The 19622-nt window shown below is 33.8% G+C and carries 21 protein-coding genes and 1 other RNA gene; 19 read left to right on the forward strand and 3 right to left on the reverse strand.

Annotation, left to right across the window (positions count from 1 at the left end):
- Positions 1 to 14 precede the first annotated feature (14 nt).
- The 3 genes from menA (at position 15) to CJF12_RS03310 (ending at position 2225) form a co-directional block, all read left to right on the forward strand.
- On the forward strand, positions 15 to 944 hold the full coding sequence (menA, locus tag CJF12_RS03300) for a 1,4-dihydroxy-2-naphthoate octaprenyltransferase (protein WP_034685150.1): 930 nt from the start codon (positions 15 to 17) through the stop codon (positions 942 to 944).
- 12 nt (positions 945 to 956) lie between these two features.
- Positions 957 to 1403, forward strand: a complete 447-nt coding sequence (locus CJF12_RS03305) for an SRPBCC family protein (RefSeq protein WP_034685146.1) — start codon at positions 957 to 959, stop codon at positions 1401 to 1403.
- Positions 1404 to 1538: 135 nt separating this feature from the next.
- Positions 1539 to 2225: a metal-dependent hydrolase gene (locus CJF12_RS03310; protein WP_034685144.1), complete on the forward strand. Its 687-nt coding sequence runs from the start codon at positions 1539 to 1541 to the stop codon at positions 2223 to 2225.
- Between the two features lie 15 nt (positions 2226 to 2240).
- Here the strand turns inward: CJF12_RS03310 and ffs are convergent.
- An RNA gene (ffs, locus tag CJF12_RS03315) (signal recognition particle sRNA small type) lies at positions 2241 to 2338 on the reverse strand.
- 132 nt (positions 2339 to 2470) lie between these two features.
- Here ffs and CJF12_RS03320 point away from each other — a divergent pair.
- The 15 genes from CJF12_RS03320 to CJF12_RS03390 all read left to right on the forward strand — a co-directional run bounded on the left by CJF12_RS03320 (position 2471) and on the right by CJF12_RS03390 (position 17363).
- Positions 2471 to 3049, forward strand: a complete 579-nt coding sequence (locus CJF12_RS03320) for a DUF4199 domain-containing protein (protein ID WP_034685141.1) — start codon at positions 2471 to 2473, stop codon at positions 3047 to 3049.
- Between the two features lie 16 nt (positions 3050 to 3065).
- A complete protein-coding gene (locus CJF12_RS03325; protein ID WP_034685139.1) occupies positions 3066 to 4016 on the forward strand; it encodes a glycosyltransferase family 2 protein in 951 nt (316 codons plus the stop codon).
- A gap of 1 nt (position 4017) precedes the next feature.
- Complete coding sequence (locus CJF12_RS03330) at positions 4018 to 4410, forward strand: hypothetical protein (RefSeq protein WP_034685136.1); 393 nt, start codon at positions 4018 to 4020, stop codon at positions 4408 to 4410.
- Positions 4403 to 5110, forward strand: a complete 708-nt coding sequence (locus tag CJF12_RS03335) for a GIN domain-containing protein (RefSeq protein ID WP_034685134.1) — start codon at positions 4403 to 4405, stop codon at positions 5108 to 5110. Before CJF12_RS03330 ends, CJF12_RS03335 begins: the two co-directional genes overlap by 8 nt.
- Positions 5111 to 5214: 104 nt before the next feature.
- Complete coding sequence (locus CJF12_RS03340; RefSeq protein WP_034685132.1) at positions 5215 to 5571, forward strand: four helix bundle protein; 357 nt, start codon at positions 5215 to 5217, stop codon at positions 5569 to 5571.
- A gap of 88 nt (positions 5572 to 5659) precedes the next feature.
- Positions 5660 to 7375, forward strand: coding sequence for a phospho-sugar mutase (locus tag CJF12_RS03345; RefSeq protein WP_034685130.1), 1716 nt, complete (start codon positions 5660 to 5662; stop codon positions 7373 to 7375).
- A gap of 32 nt (positions 7376 to 7407) precedes the next feature.
- A complete protein-coding gene (locus tag CJF12_RS03350) occupies positions 7408 to 7770 on the forward strand; it encodes a four helix bundle protein (protein WP_034685119.1) in 363 nt (120 codons plus the stop codon).
- A gap of 43 nt (positions 7771 to 7813) precedes the next feature.
- A complete protein-coding gene (locus tag CJF12_RS03355; RefSeq protein WP_034685117.1) occupies positions 7814 to 9067 on the forward strand; it encodes a pyridoxal phosphate-dependent aminotransferase in 1254 nt (417 codons plus the stop codon).
- Positions 9068 to 9356: 289 nt separating this feature from the next.
- Positions 9357 to 9647: a DUF1272 domain-containing protein gene (locus tag CJF12_RS03360; RefSeq protein WP_034685202.1), complete on the forward strand. Its 291-nt coding sequence runs from the start codon at positions 9357 to 9359 to the stop codon at positions 9645 to 9647.
- A gap of 95 nt (positions 9648 to 9742) precedes the next feature.
- On the forward strand, positions 9743 to 10468 hold the full coding sequence (kdsB, locus tag CJF12_RS03365) for a 3-deoxy-manno-octulosonate cytidylyltransferase (protein WP_034685114.1): 726 nt from the start codon (positions 9743 to 9745) through the stop codon (positions 10466 to 10468).
- A gap of 160 nt (positions 10469 to 10628) precedes the next feature.
- Positions 10629 to 11291 (forward strand): LolA-like protein, encoded by a 663-nt coding sequence (locus CJF12_RS03370; RefSeq protein WP_034685111.1) that lies wholly within the window; start codon positions 10629 to 10631, stop codon positions 11289 to 11291.
- A 53-nt stretch (positions 11292 to 11344) separates the two neighbouring features.
- Positions 11345 to 11920 carry a glutathione peroxidase gene (locus CJF12_RS03375; RefSeq protein ID WP_034685108.1) on the forward strand — a complete coding sequence of 192 codons (576 nt, stop codon included), beginning with the start codon at positions 11345 to 11347 and terminating at the stop codon, positions 11918 to 11920.
- A 631-nt stretch (positions 11921 to 12551) separates the two neighbouring features.
- On the forward strand, positions 12552 to 14939 hold the full coding sequence (locus CJF12_RS03380; RefSeq protein WP_034685106.1) for a GNAT family N-acetyltransferase: 2388 nt from the start codon (positions 12552 to 12554) through the stop codon (positions 14937 to 14939).
- A gap of 11 nt (positions 14940 to 14950) precedes the next feature.
- The gene (locus CJF12_RS03385; RefSeq protein ID WP_084675646.1) at positions 14951 to 15553 is read left to right on the forward strand and encodes a GNAT family N-acetyltransferase; all 603 of its coding nucleotides are present in this window, start codon (positions 14951 to 14953) and stop codon (positions 15551 to 15553) included.
- 10 nt (positions 15554 to 15563) lie between these two features.
- A complete protein-coding gene (locus tag CJF12_RS03390; protein WP_051887299.1) occupies positions 15564 to 17363 on the forward strand; it encodes an IucA/IucC family protein in 1800 nt (599 codons plus the stop codon).
- 136 nt (positions 17364 to 17499) lie between these two features.
- Here the strand turns inward: CJF12_RS03390 and CJF12_RS03395 are convergent, their stop codons facing one another.
- A complete protein-coding gene (locus CJF12_RS03395) occupies positions 17500 to 18156 on the reverse strand; it encodes an NAD(P)H-binding protein (protein WP_034685100.1) in 657 nt (218 codons plus the stop codon).
- Positions 18157 to 18256: 100 nt separating this feature from the next.
- Between CJF12_RS03395 and CJF12_RS03400 the strand changes: the two genes are divergently transcribed.
- The gene (locus CJF12_RS03400; protein ID WP_034685199.1) at positions 18257 to 18610 is read left to right on the forward strand and encodes an MmcQ/YjbR family DNA-binding protein; all 354 of its coding nucleotides are present in this window, start codon (positions 18257 to 18259) and stop codon (positions 18608 to 18610) included.
- Here the strand turns inward: CJF12_RS03400 and CJF12_RS03405 are convergent.
- Positions 18607 to 19527, reverse strand: a complete 921-nt coding sequence (locus CJF12_RS03405) for a bifunctional riboflavin kinase/FAD synthetase (protein WP_034685098.1) — start codon at positions 19525 to 19527, stop codon at positions 18607 to 18609. The genes CJF12_RS03400 and CJF12_RS03405 overlap by 4 nt on opposite strands.
- Positions 19528 to 19622 lie beyond the last annotated feature (95 nt).

Here is a 19622-nt window from a genome sequence, read left to right on the forward strand (position 1 = left end):
ATTACTCATATTTTATGAAAGACTGGATAAAAGCCGCTAGGCTGAGAACTTTACCGCTTTCTTTAAGCGGAATTATTATGGGAAGCTTCATCGCCAAATGGAAACTGTATGGTGAAGGAGGAACCTGGGACTGGAAGATTTTTGCATTGGCACTTTTGGTAACTTTATTGTATCAGATTTTGTCAAACTATGCCAATGATTATGGAGACGGGGTAAAAGGAACGGATGCAAAAAGAATTAATGAGGCAGAAGCAAGAGCTGTAGCTTCGGGAAGAATTACCGCAAAGCAAATGAAGAACGCGGTCATTATATTTTCTGCACTATCTTTTATAGCAACAATCGTTTTGTTGTATGTTGCTTTTATTCCTGAATATATGAATGAGTTTTATATTTTTATAGGATTAGGAGTAGCAAGTATTCTGGCAGCAATCGGATATACGGTTGGGAAAAAACCATATGGCTATATGGGCTTGGGAGACCTTTTTGTATTTATCTTTTTTGGCTTGGTTTCAGTATGTGGAAGTTATTTCCTTTTTACGAAAACATTCAGCTGGGATATTTTATTGCCCGGAACGGCTGTAGGAATGATGAGTATGGCAGTTCTTAATCTTAATAACATGAGAGATATAGAAAGTGACAGGTTATCAGGAAAAAATAGCCTGGCATTAAGATTAGGCTTTAAAAATGCGATGATCTATGAGATGATCCTGTTGCAGCTTCCCCTTGTTTTAATTCTTATTTTTTTTGGAATAAATGGCTTTATACAATCACAAAATTATTACGTTTTCATTGTAATGATTCTGTTAATTCCTTTTGCTAAGTTGAGAAGAAAAATAATGTCGGTAAAAGAGCCTAAAGAGCTTGATCAATATTTGAAACAAGTGGGGATTCTCACTTTTACTATGGCTGTTCTTACAGCAATCGGACTTAATTTTTTTAACTAAAAAAAAATAATTATGAGTACTCCTGTTTATGTTGAAGCTCAGATGCTTATCAGAAAACCGGTTGAAGATGTTTTTGAAGTATTTATCAATCCTGAACTGACGACTCAATTTTGGTTTACAAAGTCCACCGGAAGGCTGGAAGAAGGTAAAACCATTACTTGGGAATGGGAAATGTATGGTGTGAAAAATAATGTCACTGTTCATGAAATCATTCCCAATCGATTGATCAAAACAGAGTGGGGAGATCCATCAAGTAATGTGGATTATGAATTTAAGGAAATGGAGAAAGGAACGCTGGTTGTGATTAAGAGCTATGGATTTACGCAGACGGGAGAAGAACTTCTAAAAACAATTAATGACAATACCGGTGGATTTACAACCGTTTTGGATGGATGTAAAGCGTATCTGGAACATGGAATTAATTTAAGATTGATTGAAGATAAGTTTCCTCAGAAATAGCGGTTTAGTATTCTTCGGTTTTAAATAAACACTAAATACGCAAATATTTTCACAAATTTCATCATAAATTTAGTTGTGAAATTATTGAGAAGATCTAAAAGCTATGTTTAAAAATAATTAAAAATAAAATTTAAAATGAAAATACAATTTTTAGGACAAAACTGTTTTTTGTTTACATACAAAGACAAGACGATTTTAAGCGACCCTTTTTATAATTATAAAAAAGCAGAGTCGGGATTTGATATTTCGGCACAGAAAATCGATTATATTTTATTAACACATGCTCACGGAGATCATATTGCGGATGTAGTGGAAGTATTGGAGCACCATCCGGATGCCACTGTAATCGGGGTGCCTGAGGTTTGCGCTTATTTCAAAACAGCAAAAAATAAAGATGATGTAAACTTAGGGGGATCGGCAAAAATCGACGATCTTAAAATTTCTATGGTTCCGGCTCACCATACAAGTTCGTTCCCGGATGGAAGCTATGGAGGCGTTCCTGTGGGGTATATCTTCAGGTTACCTGAGGGAAAGAATGTTTATTTGGCAGGTGATACAGGAGTAATGGCTGATATGGAATTATTTCCAAGATTATACGGAAAGCTTGATTTATCCATTTTACCAATTGGAAGCCATTATACAATGTGTCCGAGAAAAGCAGCATTTGCAGCAGCAGAATTATTGAAAACTCCAAAAGTAATCGGATGTCATTTTGATACATTTCCAGCGATTGAGATCAATCATGAAAGTGCATTAAAACATTTTAGTGATAAAAATGTTGAACTTGTTTTGCCGAAATTGGGAGAGGAGTTTGAATTTTAAACTAAGAGAAATAAAAAATGGCAAGCTATCTACATCACACCGCTACGACCAATTACCTTTGCTGTGTTCCCACCCTGGAGGATTCTCAGGAGCTGGTTGTGTAGGACTTGCCGGTGCAAAGATAGGAATTAATTATAAATTTGAAAATAATATTACAGAAAAATGAACGAAAAAATGCTTTATAAGAGCTAAAATACTGACATATAGAGCAATAATTTTTAAATAATTTTTCTAAAAATAAGAATATGACGAAAAGTCCATCCACATTAGGAATTATACTATTTATCGCTACAATGATTGTTTTTTTTATAGCGTACTTCTTCTTCTCAGGAATTCAGTATTTTGATACATCACTCAAAATCAATGCATTCGTATTACCCGTTCTCTATGCCGGTGTTGCATTCTGGTCGGTAAAATCCCACTGGAACAATCATAAAATGGGTTTTAGAGAAGCTTTTAAAAGATCTTTCGTTCCCATGTTTATTGGCGGAATTCTTTCCATCTTCAGCATTTATGCATTCTTAAATTTTGTTGATACAGATGCTAAAAAGCTGTTGAATTACCAATATGTTGAAAGACAAAAATCAGAGCTGGATACAGAGTATCAGTCTGCAAGAAAAATTTTAAAACATCAAAAAGATATTGATGAGCTGGATCAAAAATATAATGAGCGGGTTCAAAGCTTTTCTCCGGAAGCGGTTAAAGGAAAAGATATGCTTACAGCAAGTCATTTTTCAGGATATTTTGCAGCAATTCTTATATTTTACGTAGTTTTGTCACTGTTTTTCGGAGCGTTTTTCAGAACAAAAACGATTCACCAATAATTTTTATAAAAATTAAATGAATTTATCTATAATTATTCCGCTATTGAATGAGGAAGCCTCTCTGGAAGAATTGTTTTCCAGGATTGATACTGTTTGCAAAACAAACAATTTATCATATGAAGTTTGGTTTGTAGATGACGGAAGTACAGATTTATCGTGGAATATTATTGAGAACATGAAGGTTCAGTATCCTCAGATTCACGGTATTAAATTTTCCAGAAATTATGGAAAGTCCCAGGCGCTCCATGCTGCTTTTGAAAGAGCGAACGGGGAAGTGGTTGTTACCATGGATGCTGATTTACAAGACTTTCCTGAAGAGATTCCGGAATTATACAAAATGGTCATTGAAGACAATTATGATATTGTATCAGGTTGGAAGAAAAAACGTTTTGATAACGTAATGACGAAAAACGTTCCTTCTAAACTGTTTAATGCAGCAGCAAGAAAAGTTTCTGGTGTGGAACTTCATGATTTCAATTGTGGCCTAAAAGCCTATAAAAAACAGGTGGTTAAATCCATTGATGTTTACGGAGACATGCACAGATATATCCCTGTTTTAGCTGCTAATGCAGGATTCAGAAGAATTACAGAAAAAGAAGTTCAACATCAGGCACGACCTTACGGAACTTCAAAATTCGGAACCGAAAGATTTATCCGTGGTTTCCTTGATTTAGTAACTCTTTGGTTTGTAAGTCGTTTTGGCGGAAGGCCTATGCATTTCTTCGGTGCAGTGGGAACAATTATGTTCATTTTGGGTTTTCTTTCTGCACTTTGGCTGGGAGTTTCAAAATTAATTGATGTATCAAGAGGTATTTACGGACATCTGATCACCAATAATCCATGGTTTTTTATTGCACTTACCATGATGATTATGGGAACACTTCTTTTTATCGCAGGATTCTTAGGTGAAATGATCATCAGAACCAACAGAGAGCATAAAAACTATAATATTGATGAAGTGATATAGTATGGAAAATAATCTGCCAAAAATATATTCGAAAACGGCTATTTTAGGTTTTTCTATTCTTCTTTCTACGCTTTTTGGAGGGGTTTTACTGTATCAAAATTTATTGGATGTTAAAAAGAAAAAAGAAGCCTATATTGTACTGGGAATATCCATATTGATTACCATTGCCAGTATTATTATTGTTAATATACCAGAAAATCCTAAAAGTTCATTAGCTTACCTATGTGGTATAGGTGGAGGAAGTTTACTCTCGTATTATTTTGTTCCAAAATATTTTCCAAATGAGAGCGAATATCCTAAAAAGGCACTTTGGAAACCTATTATAATAGGATTAATGATCACAGCATGCTTTGTTGCAATTCTAATATATTCTAATTCTATTGAAAATGCTTAAAAGAAATTATTATTTATTAATCTTGATTTTTGTACTTTCTTCTTGCGGAAAAATAGCTCCCAAAGGAAATATTGAGAAAAAAGATATTGATGTTTCAGAATTTGTGAATCTGGATCTTGAAGGAAAGTTTAGGGTCTTTTATGCAAGAGGTCCCAAAAACTTTGTGGAAATAGAGACATATCCCAATATTGCTGGAAACCTGAAAGTTGATGTAAAAGACAAAACCCTTTTAATCAAGGAAAAAAGAGGAACAAAAAGAGTGGATTTTTATAATGTAACCATTTACTCTAAATACAATCTTGAGAAAGTTTCTATTTCAGATTCTGTAGAAATGAACATTTCTAGCGAAATAAAAACCGATAATTTTAAGCTTAATCTTAAGAATAATGCTACATTTATAGGTTCAGTGAATACAAGAAGAGCAGAAGTAGAGATGGTGAACAGAAGTAGAGCGAACTTTTTAGGAGAAACAAAAAATGCTGTAATCAAAATTTCTGATACCGCAAGTTTAATAGCTCCCTACTGGAAAATCACCAATCTGAACATTGATTCCAAAAATGGAAATTACGCTGAAGTTAATGTAAAAGATTCTTTGAAAGGTCACATCCAGAATACAGCTAAATTTCTTTATTATAATGATCCGATCCGTGCTTTTAAAATTGATAAAACGACGAGGGTTGAGAATAAGAGACTGGAATAGAGAGGTATAAAGCTGGATGCTGGAAGAAAGAAGAAGGAGGTTAGAAGCTAGAGGAATTGAAGTACTGCGTATGGTGGAAGAGAGATAATATATTAAATTAAGTAATGAGTTTTAAATTTGAGAAATTAATTATCTGGCAAAAATCTATGGACTTTGGTGAGAAAATTTTTAATTTATCTCAAAATTTTCCAAAAGATGAGGCTTTTAATTTAACTTCACAAATTCGGAGAGCTTCGGATTCTATTGCTCTTAACATTTCAGAAGGAAGCATTTTGCAATCAAAACCGGAGTTTAAAAAATTTTTAGGATATTCTATTCGTTCTCTGGCTGAAGTAGTAACCTGCCTTTATAAAAGTAAAAATAGAAAATACATTTCTGAAGAGAACTTTAATGAAGTGTATATGGAGAGTTATCATTTGATGAATCAAATTATAGCTTTCCGAAATCAAATAAAAGAATAATAAATATGTGCTGGAAAGTGAACGTAGGACTATGGGAGTTTCCTACTTCCAACATCAAGCTTCCAGCTTTTAAATAACAAAATACAATATGACAACATTAGAAAAAGCAAAACTTTGGTTAAGTGATACATTCGATCAAGAAACGAGAGATGCTGTTCAACTTCTTATTGATAGCAATTCCCCTGATCTGGAAGACTCTTTTTATAGAGAGCTCGAATTCGGAACCGGAGGGATGAGAGGAATTATGGGAGTTGGAACTAATCGTTTAAATAAATATACTTTAGGGCAAGCTACACAGGGACTTGCGAATTATATGCTAAAGCAATTCCCTAATGAGGAAATCAAGGTAGCTATTGCTTATGATGTACGTAATAATTCCAAAGAATTTGGAAAACTGGTTGCTGATGTTTTAACAGCTAACGGAATTAAAGTACTGCTTTTCAAAGATCACAGACCTACTCCTGAATTATCTTTCACGGTTCGTGACAAAAAATGTAACGGTGGAATTGTTTTAACAGCTTCACATAATCCACCAGAATATAACGGATACAAAGTATATTGGAATGACGGAGCACAAATTGTTCCGCCACATGATGAAGCAATCATCAATGAAGTATATTCTGTGAAGTTTGATGAAATTAAATTTGATGGGAACGATGATCTGATCGAATGGATCGGAGAAGAGCAGGATGATGTATACATCGATGCTTGTATTGAAAACTCTACTTATCAGAACGTAGGAAAAGAAAACTTGAATATTGTATTTACTTCCATTCATGGAACTACCTATACAACGATTCCAAAGGCTTTAGCAAAAGCAGGATTTAAAAAAGTAGACCTTGTTAAAGAGCAAATGATTCCTAGTGGTAACTTCACTACAGTGGAATCTCCTAATCCTGAAGAACCGGCAGCATTGGAAATGGCTATGGATTTGGCAAGAATTACAAATGCTGATATTGTTATTGGAACAGATCCTGATGGAGACCGGTTAGGAATTGCAGTAAGAAACCTTGATGGTGAAATGCAGTTATTGAATGGTAACCAAACCAACACTATTCTAACCTACTATATTCTTAATGAATGGAGAAAACTGGATAAAATTACAGGGAAGGAATTTATAGGCTCTACCATTGTAACTTCAGATATCTTCTTTGATATTGCCCAAAAATTTGGAGTGGCTTGTAAAGCGGGTCTTACAGGATTTAAATGGATAGGTAAAATGATTCGTGAGGCAGAAGGAAAAGAAAAGTTTGTATGTGGGGGGGAAGAAAGTTTCGGGTTTATGACCGGAGATTTTGTTAGAGACAAAGACTCTTGCGGTAGTATTTTGCTGGCTTGCGAAATAGCAGCATGGTGTAAAGCTAATGGCAGAACGATGTATCAGTACATGATAGAAATTTATCAGGAAACCGGAATGTATTATGAAGGATTGGTCAATCTTGTAAGAAAGGGTAGAGATGGAGCTGAAGAAATCCAGAACATGATGAAAAACTTCCGTGAAAACCCACCTAAGCAGATTGCAGGTTCTCCGGTTGAAGAAGTAAAAGATTTTAAAGAACAAACCAACTTTATCGTTTCCAAAAATGAGAAGCAGGTAATGAATGAGATTCCAAAATCTAATGTTCTGATTTATTATACGCAGGACGGAACTAAAGTGTGCGTACGACCTTCAGGTACAGAACCTAAAATTAAATTTTACATTTCTGTAAAAGATATAATTACATCTGAAGCAGATTTCAGAGAAAAATTGGAATCTTTGGATGAGAAAATTGATCAGGTAAAGAAAGACTTAGAATTAAATTAATAAGATAAGTTATAAGTTTTGAGTTATAAATTATGAGTGAAAGTATTATTGGGAAAAAGAGTTTTGAATTCGCAATATGTATTGTTAACTTTTATAAGAGATTTAGTTCAGAAAAAAAAGAATTTATATTATCTAGACAAATTTTACGATCAGGGACATCCATTGGAGCGAATGTAAGAGAGGCACTAAATGCTCAAAGTAAAATGGATTTTATTCATAAATTATCTATTTCACAAAAAGAATGTGATGAAACTATTTACTGGCTTGAGCTCTTATTTGCAACAGATTATATATCAAAAGAAGAATTTGAAAATCTAAGGAATCAAGCATCGGAAATTTTAAAGATAATCAGAAGCATTATTATAACGACTAAAAATAAAACTCATAACTCATAATTAATAACTTATAACATCGTAAAACAATAAATATTTAAATAAAGTGAAAGTTTCAAAATTAGCGGCGAACCTGATTGGTTCTGAAATTGTAAAAATTGGTAATGAAGTAAATGATTTAAAAGCAAAAGGAGCGGAGATAGCCAATCTTACTATTGGTGACCTGAATTCTAATATCTATCCGATTCCTGCAAAATTGAAGGAAGAGATTCAGAAGGCTTATCAGAATAATCTGACGAATTATCCGCCTGCGAATGGACTTTTATCTTTAAGAACAGAGGTTTCTAAGGATCTTAAGAACCGATGGAATCTTGATTATTCTCCGAATGATATTCTGATTACTGCAGGTTCCAGACCTTTAATTTATGCAGTTTACAAAACTATTGTTGATGAAGGAGATAAAATTATCTATCCGATACCTTCATGGAATAATAATCACTATGCATACCTTACATCAGCTGATGCCGTTGAAGTGAAAACAACACCGGAAAACAATTTTTTACCTACTGCTGCAGATCTTAAGCCTCACTTAAGCGGAGCTGTTTTATTAGCGCTTTGCTCACCATTGAACCCTACGGGAACGATGTTTACAAAAGATCAGCTTTCAGAAATTTGTGAACTGATTTTAGAAGAAAACAAAAAAAGAGGTGCAGATGAAAAGCCGTTGTACTTAATGTATGACCAGATTTACTCTAATCTTACTTTTGATGCTAAACATTTTGATCCTGTTTCTCTTTTTCCAGAAATGAAAGAATACACGATCTATATTGACGGTATTTCAAAATGTCTTGCTGCGACAGGTGTTCGTGTTGGATGGGGCTTTGGTCCTGCTCATATCATCGACAAAATGAAAGCGTTACTCACTCACGTAGGAGCATGGGCGCCAAAACCGGAACAAGAAGCTACCGCAAAATTCTATCAGAATACAGAAGATGTCAATACTTTTGTACATGACTTTAAAGGAAAGCTGGAGGAAATCCTGAAAGTTTTACACAAAGGAATCCAGGACCTTAAAGGAAAAGGTTTGGCAGTAGAAAGCATTGAACCGATGGGAGCTCTTTATCTTACGATCAAATTAGACTATATTGGTAAAACTAAACCAGATGGTACTGTGATTGAAAACTCTTCTGATCTTGTATTTTATCTGATCAATGAAGCTGGAGTAGCATTGGTCCCGTTCTCTGCCTTTGGAGAAGAAAAATCAGAACCTTGGTTCCGTGCTTCCGTAGGTGGATTAGCAGTAAATGAAATCGAAGTGATGATGCCAAAACTTGAGCAGGCACTGAACGGTTTGAAATAAAATAAATGTCCACAATTAATTATTGGTGGCTAAGAATTTTTCATTACAATAGGCTGTCCGAAAAACAGACAGCCTATTGTTTAAATTTCAAATAATCTTTATCTTAAAATAGGGTTTATTTAAAGGTAAATCGCGAAATCGCTGATTTGCTAAATTGTGGATTTAACGAGTGTTTGCATCTCGATGAAGAGAATGCTCTTAAACCTATTTTTTGTTATCCTATCTCTATATTCTTATTATTGTAGATTGATTTATAAAAATTATTATCCTTTGAAAAGCAGTTAAAATGATGCTTGAAATTAGACCAATATGTGAACATTGTGGAAAACAATTACCCAATGAGAGTCAAGAAGCAATGATTTGTACTTTTGAATGTACATTTTGTTGTCATTGTGTGGAAACGATACTTGAAAATGTTTGCCCCAATTGTGGAGGTGGTTTTGAGAAAAGACCGGTGAGGCCGAAAGAGAAACTTGTAAAATATCCTGTTAAAACTGAGCCTTATCTGAAACCTGTAAATTTGGCAGAGTTTGAAAGTTTAAAGAACGAAAAGAAAAATATAAAACCTCACGACAGATAAATAACTACAGTATGGTATTCAAACGGTACATCTGGTATGTCTTTACCCTATAAAACTTTAAAATAAAGAAAACTATAAAAAATTAGAATCAAGCAATGAAGATTATAGCCGTTATTCCTGCTCGTTATGAAGCAAGCCGCTTTCCAGGAAAATTAATGCAGATTTTAGGAGAGAAAACCGTAATTACCACGACTTATCAGAATGTTGTAGAAACGGGACTGTTTGATGAAGTCTTTGTAGCCAGTGATTCGGATATTATTTATAATGAAATTGTTGCTAATGGAGGAAAAGCTGTGATGACCGGTCAACATGAAACAGGGAGTGATCGTATTGCAGAAGCTGTTCAGAATATTGATTGTGATATTGTGATCAATGTGCAAGGGGATGAGCCTTTTCTTAAAACAGAGCCTTTAAGACAGCTTATAGAGGTTTTCAGACAAGATGATAATCAGGAAATATCTTTAGCTTCCTTAAAAATAAAACTTACTGAAAAAGAAGAAGTTGAAAACCCTAATAATGTAAAGGTAATTACAGACAACAATGGATTTGCTCTTTATTTCAGCCGTTCTGTAATTCCGTTTCACAGGGAAACTTCTTACAAGGTAGATTATTTTAAACATATTGGAGTGTATGCATTCAGGAAACATGCCTTGCTCCAATTTTCTAAGTTGGAAATGAAGCCTTTGGAAATTTCAGAAAAGATTGAATGTATCCGTTATCTGGAATACGGAATGAAAATCAAAATGATAGAGACTAACTTTATAGGTGTAGGGATCGATACTCCCGAAGACTTGGAGAAAGCCCGAAAACTGATAGGTTAAGATAGCTGAATCGCAAAATCGCAGACTCGCAAAACCGTTATATTCATACAATTTAGCGATTTAACATCTTTACGATTATATGGTTTTACATTTTTACGAATTTGGTTTTTTACAAATTCGCCTTATATTTGAATTATAAATTGAATTAATTAATTAATTAATGAAGAAATTACTTTTAGTACTCGTCCTGATCTATTCGCAAATAGCATGGGCACAGACCGCAAAGGAGATTATAGATAAAAATATTGAATTATCCGGTGGACTAACGAACTGGAAGTTATTAAACTCAGTATTGCTGCAGGGTAAAGTAATTTTAGGAATCAAAGATGAATACCCGATCAAAATTTATCAGCAACGTCCCAATCTAACCAAGACCGTTCTTACCATCAATAATAAAGAAACTGCTATTGAAGGGTATGATGGAAGTAAGGGATATGCAATGAATTATGCAGCTAATAAAGTTCAGGAGTATCAGAGCTATGTTGCCGAAAGTTTTGATAACGATTTTATTGAGTGGGAAAATAAAGGTTTTGATGCAAAATATTTAGGGAAAGAAAAAGTAGGAGAGATCTATTGCCATAAAGTAGAACTTACAAAAAATGTCAATAAGAACTTTTATTACTTTGATACGAATACGTATATGCTCTTAAAAGAAGTAAAGAAGGATGAAACATTAATTTATTCTGATTACAAAAAAGTGGGTAATCTGGTAATGCCTTTCAGAATAGAGTCTTCAAGTTCTAAAAAAGATGGTGACTTTGTCATGCAGATTAATAAGATAGACGTTAATAAAGTATTTCCGGGTAATACTTTTAAATTCTAAAATACGCATTCATTAAATAATTGCAGTAAATTGCAAGCTAATAATATATACTCATGAAAAAGATTTTTTTATTGCTGCTATCTTTTGTAGCCTTCTTACAGAGTTGTACTAATCAGAAAAGTGAAATTTCTAAAGCTAAAACCAACGAACTTATGGGAAAAACAATATATGATTTCAAAGTTGAAAGCCTGGATGGCAAAGAAATCAATTTTGCTGATTTTAAAGGAAAGAAAATCCTTATTGTAAATACTGCCTCAGAATGTGGTTTTACTCCACAATATGCTGATTTGGAAAAGGTATATGAAGAGTATAAAGATAAATTGGTAGTTGTTGGCTTTCCTGCGAATAATTTCGGAGGTCAGGAGCCGGGAACCAATACTGAGATCGGAGCTTTTTGCCAGAAAAACTTTGGGGTAACATTTCCATTGGCCGCTAAAGTTTCTGTAAAGGGAGATGATACTGCTCCCATTTTTAAGTACTTGACAGAGAGAGACTTAAATGGTGTTAAAAATACAACCATCCTTTGGAATTTTACCAAATTCTTAGTAGATGAGAATGGCAAACTAATCGACAGCTTTGTAAGTACTACAAAACCGACAGATCAGGCAATTACGAAGTATTTGAAATAAATATAAAAAGTAGATTTTTACAAAGTGGATGGGTTTTCATCCACTTTTTTTATGCCCCTATTTTTAGTATTTAGATTAATGAGAGGGCAGTCGTCAGATCAAGTGTTTTTCGCAATACAGACTGAAAGTCTGTGAAGGTAGTTCGGAAGAAAAATGTACTGAGACTTTGTTTTGAACCTTACAGATTAAAGATGTAAGGTTTTTTCTTTTTTTCAACCAATAAGAGATAAAAATGCAAATTTTAGGACTTAAATAATTTCAAAAACATTGATTAATACATCAATTACTGGTGAAAAAATTATAAAAAACTAATTTTTTTAGCCTGGTTTTAGACTGTATGTATAGGAGTAATTTATTGATTAAGTGTTTTTTATAGACTATTTCATTTTACTTCCTTAACCCTAGCTGATATTTTTTTTAGAAGAGGAGATTGTATTATACAAATTATTTTTATTTTTGTTTAGAATAAATATAAATAATAATCAAATGAAATTGAAAGAAAAAATAAGAGCTATTAGGCAAGAAAGTACACCCATTACATCTTATCTCACTGGCCAATTCTAATTCCAAATTCTGGATTACTAAAATTGATTAAGCCTGTAAAAATAATAATTAATTAAAAGATCAAAAGATGGGTACATATAAACCTGTATATAGCACCACCATTCCGGATTTTGGAACTATAGATTTTCGTCCGCTTCAATTGGAAACAGATGCTATAACCATTCACGATTGGGTCAATCGTGATTATGCACAATATTGGGGAATGCAAGGAAAAGACCTCGAAGAAGTTCGTTTAGAATATGAAAAAATTATCAAAGAATCTGATGTCTTTATAGGGTTGGTCAATGGTGAAGTTTCATTTTTACTGGAACGCTATAACCCACAATTAGATATCATTGGGAATTACTATGCTGCGAAGGATTATGACTGTGGTATTCATATTATTGTGGCACCACCAACAAAACCAATACATCAGTTTACGTGGCATATTTTTTCAAGTATTATCAAATTTATTTTCAGAGACCTAACGGTTGAACGTATCGTAGTTGAGCCGGATATCAGAAATAAGAAAATGTTTGATATCTGCCACCGCGTAGGTTTTGAAGATGCTGATATCGTGCACTTACCACATAAAACTGCTTTACTGGCATTTTGTACAAGAGAACAATTCATTAAAAAAATAGATTCATTTAACCTTAATTATACCGAGATGAACAACGAAAATCAATTAGAGTTTCCGGAAAAAGCAATTACTCATATACAACCTGGAGTTTGGGAAAAAGCCAATCGTTTGCTGTTAAAAAAAGCTATCTGTGAGTTTTCGCATGAACTTTTAATAGCGCCTGTTTTAGAAGCTGATCATCAATATTCACTGACCTCTGATGACCAATCGATTCAATATACTTTTAAAGCAGAACCACTTGCGATGAACCATTTGAATATTGAAGTGAATTCGATCTCAAAATATGAAAATGGGGTATTAATTTCTTTAGACGCTGTTGATTTTATTCGGGAATTTAAAACCAGCTTAGGAATTTCGGAGCAACTACTTCCTTCCTACATAGAAGAAATTATCAGTACATTATACGGAAGCTGTTATAAATTATTAAAAGAGAACTCCACATCCAAATCATTGGCCAATTCTGACTTCCAAACTATTGAGCAGGCTATGATGGAAGGTCATCCTGGTTTTGTTGCCAATAATGGTAGAATCGGTTATAATAGTATGGATTATAAAGCTTATGCACCCGAATCCGGAAACCCGTTTAAAATTTTGTGGCTTGCCGGACACCGTGACAGAACAGTTTATGCCGGAACTCAGAAGCTGGATTATGATAGTTTAATTCAACAGGAATTAGGATCAGAAACCATTGCAAAATTCAATGCTACTATTTCAGAACAAGGACAAGATCCTGACGACTATTTCTTTATTCCTGTACATCCATGGCAATGGTTTAATAAACTGGCTAATTTATTTTCTCCTGAAATTGCGAAACAAAAACTGATATGTGTAGGGTATGGCCCCGATTTATATCAGGCACAGCAATCTATCAGAACTCTATTTAATCTTAGTAATCCTAAAAAGTTATATACCAAAACATCACTCTCTATATTAAATATGGGCTTTATGCGAGGCTTACCTGTATTTTATTTAGGAACAGCTCCGGAGATGGCAGAATGGTTAGATCAATTATTAAGTGGGGATCCGTATCTTCAAAAAGTTGGTTTTGGAATGTTGGGTGAAGTTGCTTCTGTAAGTTATATCAATCCATATTTTGAAAGTTTTGGAAAGCATAACCCATACAATAAAATGATTGCTTCGTTATGGAGAGAAAGTCCGGTTGCAAAACTTAAAAATAACGAACAGCTAATGACAATGGCAGCACTTCTGCACCTTGATAAAGACGGAAACTCTCTATTATCTGAGATTATAAAAGCATCTTCGTTATCCATAGATCATTGGCTTTCTGAATACTTCAAGGTTTATTTAAGTCCTTTATTACATTGCTTTTATCAGTATGATTTGGTATTTATGCCTCATGGAGAAAACATTATTTTAGGATTGGAAAATCATGTTCCGGTGCGTTCTTTTATGAAGGATATTACTGAAGAAGCAGCTATCCTGAATCCTGATGTTGTGATTCCGAAAAATATAGACCGAATTTATGCGGAAGTCCCTGAAGATGTAAAATTATTATCAATATTTATTGATGTTTTTGATGGATTTTTCCGTTTCATGTCGGCTATTTTAGTTTCGAGTGATGGATACTCTGAAGACCGTTATTGGGAATTGGTAGCAGAGTGTATCTCTGATTATCAGGAACAGAATTCACATTTAAATGCCAAATTCGAACAATATGATTTATTTACAAATGAATTCCAATTGTCTTGTCTCAACCGTTTGCAGCTTAATAATAATAAAACGATGATTGATCTCGATGATCCTGTAGCTTTATTGCAATTTCAAGGAAAATTGCAAAATCCGATTGCACCGTATAAAAGAATAATCGCTTAATCCAGATACAGATGAATAATACAATAACTCATCCTGATAATAATGCGCCAACGGATACTGATATTGTTTTTGTAAAAACAATTCCAGGTTTAGGTGTTTTTGAGCTACGTCCAATTGATATAGAAATGGATATCCCGTTGATTCATGATTGGGTTAACCGTGATTATGCCATTTATTGGGAGATGAATGGATTTTCCCAAGAAGAAGTAAGGGAGACTTATTACAATATTCTGGAAAAAGCAGAGGTTTATGTTGGGGAATTTAATAACAAGGTTACTTTCTTATTAGAATGTTACGATCCTCAAGATGATATTGTTGGCGAATATTACGAATCACAAAAAGGGGATAGGGGCATGCATATCCTGGTTGCTCCTGCAGAGAAAAATATTCCGAATTTTACCTGGAGTATTTTTACGGTCATTCTTGATTTTATTTTTAGTGATGGTAAAAATAAACGTATCGTGGTAGAACCCGATGCAAGGAACCATAAAATTCATTCATTGAATAGAAGAGCAGGATTCGTTTTTCAACAAATCCTTGATTTGCCTCACAAACAAGCTCATCTTGAAATTTGTACCCGAGAAGATTATTATCATGCATTACAAACGATTTAATTTAATATCAATGATAACACCTACCCAAAATATACAACACCTAACGAAAAAAAATTGGGACAAAGCAAATGCTGTTTTGCTGAAGAAAACCTTGAGTGAATTTGCACACGAATTATTAATTCAGCCGGTTTCCAAGGGGAATAACTCTTATATTGTTTCTTCTCCCGATAAGAAGACTGAATATACTTTTGAAGCCACCATTTTAGCTCTAAATCATTGGTCAATTCCCGTCGATTCTATAAAAAGAACAATCGAAGGAAGAAATTGTCCTTTACGTTTATTGGAGTTCATAATTGAATTTAAAGATATTTTAGGAATAAGCAGTAGCTTACTACCAACATATCTAGAAGAAATAACAAGTACATTATACAGTACCGCATATAAAATTGCCAATGAAAAATATACTTCAAAAGATTTATTAGCACTGGATTACCAAATTATTGAACATGCAATGACTGAAGGGCATCCTTGTTTTGTAGCTAACAGTGGTAAAAATGGTTTTAATATTGATGATTTTGAAGCGTTTTCTCCGGAAGCGAATACTCCTGTAAAATTATTATGGATTGCCGGAAATAAGAGTAGGGCGACATTTACAGCCATTGACACGTTAGATTATCAGCAGGTATTACAACAGGAATTATCTGCAGAAAATATTACAGCGTTTGAAAATATATTGAAATCTCAAGATTTAAATAGTGAAGATTATTATTTCTTTCCTGTACATCCGTGGCAATGGTTTAATAAACTGGCTTTGATTTTTGCTCAGGATATTGCTGAAAGCAATTTGGTTTGTTTGAGATATGGGGATGATGATTATTCTGCACAACAATCGATTCGTACATTTTTTAATACCTCTTCACCGGAGAAATTCTATGCAAAAACAGCACTTTCCGTAATTAATATGGGATTCATGCGAGGGCTGTCTCCATATTATATGGAAAGTACACCAGCAATCACCGAATGGGTAGCCAATCTTGTTGAAAATGATTCGTATTTACAACAAAAAGGCTTTACGCTTTTGGGGGAAGTGGCTACAATTGGATATCGCAATTTTCTATACGAGCCTTTAGGTCGAAGTATTCCACATAATAAAATGTTAGCTACCTTATGGCGCGAAAGTCCGATTCCAAAACTTTCGGAAGGACAAAGCATTATGACGATGGCGGCTTTGCTGCATATTGATCAGTCAGGAAGTGCTTTTATTGTTGACCTGATTGAGAAGTCTGGGATTAGTGCGAAGTCCTGGATAAACCATTATTTAGACGCTTACCTTTCGCCTTTATTACATTGTTTTTATGAACATGAAATGGTTTTTATGCCTCATGGTGAAAACCTGATTTTAATATTAGAAAATCATATTCCCATAAAAGCGATTATGAAAGATATTACTGAAGAGGTAATGCTTTTTAATGGGCAAATTCCATTGCCTGAAAAAGTAAAGCGTATCCATATTGATATGAAAGAGCCCTTGAAAATATTATGTATTTTTAATGATATTTTTCAATTCTATTTCCGTTTTCTTTCCGCTATTTTATCCGAGAGCAAAACGCTTTCAGAAGAAGATTTCTGGTCAGCGGTTGCTGACTGTATCCACCAATATCAGCTGTCACAACCTCATTTACATGAACAATTTAAGAAATACGATTTATTTGTATCTGAATTTGACTCATGTTGTCTTAATCGTTTACAGCTGCGTAATAATAAACAAATGCTTGATTTAGCAGATCCACCTGAAAGCCTTCAGTTCGTTGGGAAGCTAAAGAATCCTATAGCTGTTTTTAGCGAAACTTTAAATCCTGTTTTAGACTGATGTAAGGAAAACTAATCTGGCTTTGAAACTATCTTTTTTATCCTAATTCAGCAAGAACTGGAATACAAGAGATAAAAAAGATAGTTCCATTTGGAGTATCAATTTTATTCTATTTTGGTTTGATAATTCGATCAAATTAGCGGTCCGTCTTTTCTGCAAAACAGAAAATATTTCCTAGCTTGATGCTGGAGTATCCATTACTTTTAATCTTTGCCGAATTGATCATAGCTTTTGCTAAAACATCAGTAGGTAGCGGTTTCTGACTTTCTAAAAGGCCAATCTTATTGGCAAATTTTATAATCCGGCTTCCCAGAACTTCCCCGGTTCTGTCAGAATCTTTTCTTTCCAGCATTCCGGGTTTGAAAATAGTAATCTTATTAAAATGGAGTTGTTTTACAGCATCTTCAAGTTCACCCTTCATTTTCGAGTAGAATATTTTAGATTTTGGGTTGGCCCCATATGCTGAAACTAAAATATAATCATCTACATTATTTTGCTTGGCGGCTTTGGCAAACTCATATTGATAATCAAAATCAACTTTTCTCTGAGCTTCTTTGCTTCCGGCAGTTTTCAATGTTGTTCCAAGACATGAAAAGGCAACATCTCCCTGTACAGAATCCATCCATTCTTCCGGCTTGTCAAAATTTACTACATGAACCTTTAGTTTATCACTTTTAACGTCAATTGGCTTTCTAACAAAAACATCGACTTCCTCGAAATCTTTATCATTCAATAATTGACTGACTAAATCTTTTCCTGTAGCACCTGTTGCGCCAATGACCAAAGCTTTCATAATAGAATGTGTTGTGTTGGTATTTTGTTTCTTAAATTTACTAAATTTGATTCAAAGAAAAAAATATTACTCATTACCCATTATTAATTACCCAAACGTTATGGATGCCAATGAAATACTAGATTACTGTCTTGCGAAAAAAGGTGTTGCCGAAAGTTTTCCTTTTGATAACGAAACGCTTGTGACCAAAGTGGGGACCAAAATATTTTTGTTGATGAGCCTGGAAAGGCAGCCCTTAAGTATTAATGTAAAAACAGATCCGGAATGGAGTGCTGAACTCCGGGAGCAATATCCACAAATTACCGGTGCTTATCATATGAATAAGACGCATTGGAACACCGTATCTATCGATGGTTTGAAAAGAGAGCTTATTTTAAAACTGATCGATCATTCTTATGATCTTGTATTTAAGTCTTTAACTAAAAAAATGAAAGAGGAAATTAGCAACAATTAAAAATCAAATGCTTCTGTAAGCCTTTTATCTTCATCTAATCTTTCGATTAATTTTTCAAGACCTTCAAATTTAATTTCTTCGTGTAGGAAATCCCTAAACTTCACAGTGATATTCTGATCATAAATATCTTCGTTAAAGTCAAGGATATAGACTTCAACCGTTAGAGCTTTACCACCTACTGTTGGATTAGTTCCAACACTCAACATCCCTTTATACTGTTGACCTTTTACTTCAACTTCAACAATATAAGCACCTTTTTTAGGTAATAATTTGATAGATTCAGTATTGATATTGGCTGTAGGATAGCCGATTGTTCTTCCTATTTTCTTTCCGTGAATTACTTTTCCTGAAACAGCGTAAGGATATCCCAATATCTCATTGGCTTCTTTAATATTTCCTGCAAGAAGGGCATTTCTGACTTTGGTAGAACTCACATTATATTCATGAAGATTAATAGCCTCCATTTGTTCAACTTCAAAATCTAATTCTTTTGACAGCTTTTGAAGAAGTTCAAAGTTTCCACTCTTATTTTTCCCAAAAGAATGGTCATATCCTATAATAAGGTATTTCACATTCAGTTTGTCAATCAGGATCTGGCGAACAAATTCTTCTCCGGTCAGATTTCTGAATTCTTCATCAAATTCTTTCAGAAATAAATTATTGATGCCATACTTTTCCATCAATAATGTTTTTTCCTCCACGGTGTTTAAAAGTTTTAAATCTTCATTAGGATTAAAAACAAATCTGGGATGGGGCCAAAAAGTAAGGATAGCAGTTTCCAAATGATTTTCTGCACCCACTTTTTTTAATTCATCAATAATACATTTGTGCCCAAGATGCACTCCGTCAAACATACCTAAAGACAATGCCAAAGGCTTTTGAGAGGAATAATCTTTAAAATTCTTAAAAACTTTCAAAACGAAAAAATTTGATTGCAAATATAGATATAATGTAACAATCTATCAATATAACGATGTGCCAATATTTTTTGTAGTTAAAATATGATTGTCAG

The organism is Chryseobacterium piperi (genome assembly GCF_002285635.2).
Classification (GTDB): domain Bacteria; phylum Bacteroidota; class Bacteroidia; order Flavobacteriales; family Weeksellaceae; genus Chryseobacterium; species Chryseobacterium piperi.

Coding starts and splice junctions, on each gene's coding strand:
- menA (WP_034685150.1), top strand. CDS start 15: ATGAAAGACTGGATAAAAGCCGCTAGGCTGAGAACTTTACCGCTTTCT.
- CJF12_RS03305 (WP_034685146.1), top strand. CDS start 957: ATGAGTACTCCTGTTTATGTTGAAGCTCAGATGCTTATCAGAAAACCG.
- CJF12_RS03310 (WP_034685144.1), top strand. CDS start 1,539: ATGAAAATACAATTTTTAGGACAAAACTGTTTTTTGTTTACATACAAA.
- CJF12_RS03320 (WP_034685141.1), top strand. CDS start 2,471: ATGACGAAAAGTCCATCCACATTAGGAATTATACTATTTATCGCTACA.
- CJF12_RS03325 (WP_034685139.1), top strand. CDS start 3,066: ATGAATTTATCTATAATTATTCCGCTATTGAATGAGGAAGCCTCTCTG.
- CJF12_RS03330 (WP_034685136.1), top strand. CDS start 4,018: ATGGAAAATAATCTGCCAAAAATATATTCGAAAACGGCTATTTTAGGT.
- CJF12_RS03335 (WP_034685134.1), top strand. CDS start 4,403: ATGCTTAAAAGAAATTATTATTTATTAATCTTGATTTTTGTACTTTCT.
- CJF12_RS03340 (WP_034685132.1), top strand. CDS start 5,215: ATGAGTTTTAAATTTGAGAAATTAATTATCTGGCAAAAATCTATGGAC.
- CJF12_RS03345 (WP_034685130.1), top strand. CDS start 5,660: ATGACAACATTAGAAAAAGCAAAACTTTGGTTAAGTGATACATTCGAT.
- CJF12_RS03350 (WP_034685119.1), top strand. CDS start 7,408: ATGAGTGAAAGTATTATTGGGAAAAAGAGTTTTGAATTCGCAATATGT.
- CJF12_RS03360 (WP_034685202.1), top strand. CDS start 9,357: ATGCTTGAAATTAGACCAATATGTGAACATTGTGGAAAACAATTACCC.
- kdsB (WP_034685114.1), top strand. CDS start 9,743: ATGAAGATTATAGCCGTTATTCCTGCTCGTTATGAAGCAAGCCGCTTT.
- CJF12_RS03370 (WP_034685111.1), top strand. CDS start 10,629: ATGAAGAAATTACTTTTAGTACTCGTCCTGATCTATTCGCAAATAGCA.
- CJF12_RS03375 (WP_034685108.1), top strand. CDS start 11,345: ATGAAAAAGATTTTTTTATTGCTGCTATCTTTTGTAGCCTTCTTACAG.
- CJF12_RS03380 (WP_034685106.1), top strand. CDS start 12,552: ATGGGTACATATAAACCTGTATATAGCACCACCATTCCGGATTTTGGA.
- CJF12_RS03385 (WP_084675646.1), top strand. CDS start 14,951: ATGAATAATACAATAACTCATCCTGATAATAATGCGCCAACGGATACT.
- CJF12_RS03390 (WP_051887299.1), top strand. CDS start 15,564: ATGATAACACCTACCCAAAATATACAACACCTAACGAAAAAAAATTGG.
- CJF12_RS03395 (WP_034685100.1), bottom strand. CDS start 18,156: ATGAAAGCTTTGGTCATTGGCGCAACAGGTGCTACAGGAAAAGATTTA.
- CJF12_RS03400 (WP_034685199.1), top strand. CDS start 18,257: ATGGATGCCAATGAAATACTAGATTACTGTCTTGCGAAAAAAGGTGTT.